Origin of the sequence: Kitasatospora sp. NPDC059088, assembly GCF_042738155.1 — a bacterium.
Lineage (GTDB): Bacteria > Actinomycetota > Actinomycetes > Streptomycetales > Streptomycetaceae > Kitasatospora.
In genome coordinates this window covers 1-3,940 of record NZ_JBHYGR010000261.1, presented here as the reverse complement: position 1 = coordinate 3,940, position 3,940 = coordinate 1, and the positions used below count along the sequence as shown (strand labels likewise).

The following is a 3,940-nucleotide window of genomic DNA, read 5'->3' as shown; positions in this document are numbered from 1 at the left end:
TGGGTGATTTTCCGACTGCCGACTCTGTGGGTGGGGTGTGCAGACCGTTGGCAGTCTGAAAATCACCCGTTACGCCGCTCTCCGCACCCACCCCCTCCACCGCCCCCTCCCGCAGCGCGTCCCTCTCGCCTTGGGCGGGTGGTGGGGGGTGGGGAGGCGGGTGGGGGTGGTGCGGGTCAGGACTGGGTGGGGGTGGGGAGGGGGGTGGGGATGCCGGGGAAGGGGGTGTCGGGGGCGCCCCAGCGGTGGGCGCGGAGGGTGCAGTCGCGGAGGGCGCTGGCTGCGGTGGGGCGGTGGGGGGCGGGGAGGTCGGCGACCAGGTCGGCGTAGACGGTGGTGAGGCTGGTTTCCAGGTGGGCGGCGAGGTTGGTGGCGGTGGTGGGGTCGGTGACGGGGAAGGGGAGGCGGTAGCCGCCGGCGGCGGGGGTGGGGGTGGCGCCGAGGGTGGTGACGAGGCGTTGCCAGGCGTCGCGCTGGGACTGGTGGGCGGCGTAGGCGGTGCGGGCGTCGGTGCGTTGCTGGTCGTCGGGGAGGTGGGCGCCGACGACTCCGTAGCCGTAGACGGCGGCGTGTTCGGCGCTCAGGGCCTTCTGGAGGGCGGGGAGGGGCGTTCCGGGGGTGGTTGTCCCGGGGGTGGGGCTCGGGGTGGGTTGTTCGACGGGGGCGCCCAGGGCTGTGGCGTGCAGGGTGTTGGCGGCGGACACCGAGGCGAGCAGGCGGGCGAGGGGCGGGCGGGCGGCGGAGAGGTCGGCGAGGTGGGACTGGGCGGTTCGGTGTTCCAGGGCGGCCAGGGTGGCCGGGGTGGTGGTGCTGCTGGGGGTGGGCGTGGCCGGGGGTGTGGAGCTGGTCGGCAGGCCTTGGGCGAGGGCGGCGCGGTGTTGGACGGTCTCGGCGCGGAGGGTCTGCAGCAGGGGGGTGCGGTCGCCGGGGGTGGTGAGGAGGGCGTCGTAGGCGGCCAGCAGGGTGTCGGTGGCGGCGACGGCGCGGAGGCGGACGGGGTGGTCGGTGTCCGGGCCGGAGGCCTTGGGGTCGGGGGGTGTGGCTCCGTCGGTGCCGGTGGTGCAGGCGGCGGTCAGGGTGATCAGTCCGAGGGCCAGGAAGGTCCGTCGGCTGGGCGGCTGCATCGGGGTCACTCCGGAGCGGGTACGGGAGGGCGGCCTCCCCTGCCTGCCCTCGTTGGGCTGAATCTTCGCAGAACCCCCACGATTGCGGGTGGTGTCGGGGGGTTCGGTGCGGTGGGCGGGGTGGTGTGAGCTTGCTCGCAGTGGGTGGCGTGCGACCGGTCGGGGGAGGTCCGGAATCGGTGGTTCGCGGCTTCACCGGCTAGGCTTTGGGCCGAGCTGCCGTGACCCGGTGCGCGTCCCGCGGGGCGCGGAGGGCACGGGGCGACCTCTGACAACAGCAGACGCGGCCGAGGAGTCCACCCGGATGAGCACCACCCACACCGACCGGCTGCGCGCGTTGCTGGAGCCGCTGGCCGTCCAGGCCGGACTGGACCTGGAGGACGTCAAGGTCACCAAGGCGGGCAGCCGTCGGCAGGTGCAGATCGACGTCGACACCGACGGCGGCGTGGACATGGACGCGATCGCCGAGTTCAGCCGGGTGGTCGGCGAGGCCCTGGACGCCTCGGACGTCATGGGGGACGAGCCCTACCTGTTGGAGGTCGGTTCGCCGGGCGCGGAGCGCCCGCTCGAACTGCCCCGGCACTGGCAGCGTGCGGAGGGGCGGCTCGCCAAGGTCCACCTGGTCGACGGCGGGGAACTGGTCGCCCGGGTGCTGGAGGCGGACGAGGACGGCGCGCTGGTGGAGGTGCAGCCGGTGAAGGGGCGCGGCCGTCCGAAGGAGCGCCGGCTGGAGTACGTCGAGGTGGCGCGGGCCCGGGTCCAGGTCGAGTTCAACCGCAAGGACGACGAGCAGCTCCTGGACGAGGCCGCCGACTTCGACGAGGGGGACGACGGCGCCGAGTGATCCGGCCGCCGTACGACCATCATGAACGTGACGAAAGACGAGGAGGCGTAGCCGTGGACATCGACATGAGTGCCCTGCGCACGCTGGTCAACGAGAAGAACATCCCCTTCGACCTGCTGGTCGAGTCCATCGAGTCAGCCCTCCTCACCGCGTACCACCGCACCGAGGGCTCGCGCCGTCGCGCCCGGGTGAACCTGGACCGCAAGAGCGGCCACGTCACCGTGTGGGCCATGGAGGACCCGGCGGAGCTGGACGAGGGCGTCGAGCCGAAGGAGTTCGACGACACCCCGAACGGCTTCGGCCGGATCGCGTCCAGCATCGGCATCCAGGTGATGATGCAGCGCCTGCGCGACGCCGCCGACGACCAGACCTTCGGTGAGTACGCGGGCAAGGAGGGCGACATCGTCACCGGTGTCGTCCAGCAGGGCAACGACCCGAAGAGCGTGCTGGTCGACATCGGCAAGCTGGAGGCCATCCTGCCGCCGCAGGAGCAGGTCCCGGGCGAGGACTACCGGCACGGCACCCGGCTCAAGTGCTACGTCGTCGCGGTGCGCCGCGGTGTCCGCGGGCCGTCGGTGACGCTGTCGCGCACCCACCCCAGCCTGGTGAAGAAGCTGTTCGCGCTGGAGGTCCCGGAGATCGCGGACGGCAGCGTGGAGATCGCGGCGATCGCCCGTGAGGCCGGCCACCGCACCAAGATCGCGGTCTGGTCGCGCCGGGCCGGGCTGAACGCCAAGGGCGCCTGCATCGGTCCGATGGGCTCCCGGGTGCGCGCCGTGATGGGCGAGCTGCACGGCGAGAAGATCGACATCGTCGACTGGTCCGAGGACCCGCGCGAGATGGTCGCCTCCGCGCTGTCCCCCGCACGGGTGACCAGTGTGGAGATCGTGGACCTCGCCCAGCGCTCCGCCCGGGTGGTCGTGCCGGACTACCAGCTGTCCCTGGCGATCGGCAAGGAGGGGCAGAACGCCCGTCTGGCCGCCCGTCTCACGGGCTGGCGGATCGACATCCGGCCGGACACCGAGGGCCAGGCCGAGGAATCGGCGGACCGGTAGTCAGCGTTGTCCCCGGCGTCCCCGCCGGTCCTCCGGGATCTATGGGGCGGCGCCATGTCGCTTCGGAGGGGTAGACTTGCCTTCGTCTGGCCGGACGCACGTCCGAGCACGCCCGGAACGCACCTGCGTGGGCTGCCGCAAGCGAGCGGCCAAGCACCAGCTGTTGCGTGTCACGGCGGTCGAGGGCGTCTGCGTCCCTGACCCCCGTGGCGCACTGCCGGGCCGGGGCGCTCACCTGCACCTCGATCCGGCCTGCCTCGACCTCGCGGTCCGCCGTCGGGCGTTCCCCCGGGCCTTCCGCCTCCAGGGAACGCTCGACACGGAGCGGCTCCGCGGGTTCATCGAGGAGCGGGCGGGCGGAGCCTCCTGAGGCGGGCCGCCCCCCGTGACGACCGCCGCTCATCGCGGCGGAGAACCACCGCAACAAGCACAGCGCTCGGGCAGCCGCGCGCTGTGCCACCAGTCAGGTACCTCGCGATGTGGAAGTAGGTCGAGATTGCGATGAGCACTCGATGAGTACGCGATGAGTACGCGATGGGTACGCCCATGAAGTAGCGACAGTCCGGCGGACGAGACCCCCGGACTCATAGACAGGAGTGAAGTGGCTAAGGTCCGGGTTTATGAACTCGCCAAGGAGCTTGGCTTGGAGAGCAAGGCCGTCATGGCCAAGCTCACCGAGCTCGGTGAGTTCGTCCGTTCGGCGTCCTCGACGATCGAGGCGCCGGTCGTGCGCAAGCTGACTGACGCGCTTGGTGTGGCCCCCACTGGTGGTGGCGCTGCCAAGCCTGGCCCGCGGAAGCCCGCGGCGCCCCAGCCCGCGGCAGGTGCCGCGGGTGCACCCAAGCCGGGTGCCCCGACCCCGGGTCCGCGGCCTGCCGCGACCCCTGGTCCCCGTCCGACCCCGGCCGCGGCGGCGC

5 protein-coding genes are annotated in these 3,940 nt (G+C 72.5%); 4 read left to right on the top strand and 1 reads right to left on the bottom strand.

Translation table 11 applies throughout. From position 1 onward, the window contains the following. Positions 1-176: 176 nt before the first annotated feature. Positions 177-1,124: a ferritin-like domain-containing protein gene (locus ACFWXO_RS45010; RefSeq protein ID WP_380532971.1), complete on the bottom strand. Its 948-nt coding sequence runs from the start codon at positions 1,122-1,124 to the stop codon at positions 177-179. Between the two features lie 304 nt (positions 1,125-1,428). Between ACFWXO_RS45010 and rimP the strand changes: the two genes are divergently transcribed. The 4 genes from rimP to ACFWXO_RS44990 all read left to right on the top strand — a co-directional run. Continuing rightward, positions 1,429-1,968: a ribosome maturation factor RimP gene (gene rimP, locus ACFWXO_RS45005; protein ID WP_375897002.1), complete on the top strand. Its 540-nt coding sequence runs from the start codon at positions 1,429-1,431 to the stop codon at positions 1,966-1,968. Between the two features lie 53 nt (positions 1,969-2,021). Then, positions 2,022-3,023, top strand: coding sequence for a transcription termination factor NusA (gene nusA / locus ACFWXO_RS45000; RefSeq protein ID WP_375896999.1), 1,002 nt, complete (start codon positions 2,022-2,024; stop codon positions 3,021-3,023). Positions 3,024-3,099: 76 nt separating this feature from the next. Next, positions 3,100-3,393: a YlxR family protein gene (locus ACFWXO_RS44995; protein WP_188306572.1), complete on the top strand. Its 294-nt coding sequence runs from the start codon at positions 3,100-3,102 to the stop codon at positions 3,391-3,393. A 231-nt stretch (positions 3,394-3,624) separates the two neighbouring features. Continuing rightward, on the top strand, positions 3,625-3,940 hold a 316-nt coding region (locus ACFWXO_RS44990), incomplete at its 3' end, for a translation initiation factor IF-2 N-terminal domain-containing protein (protein ID WP_380532967.1).

What these genes read in the sequence shown, in the direction of transcription:
- ACFWXO_RS45010 (WP_380532971.1), bottom strand. Translation starts at nt 1,124, where the DNA reads ATGCAGCCGCCCAGCCGACGGACCTTCCTGGCCCTCGGACTGATCACC.
- rimP (WP_375897002.1), top strand. Translation starts at nt 1,429, where the DNA reads ATGAGCACCACCCACACCGACCGGCTGCGCGCGTTGCTGGAGCCGCTG.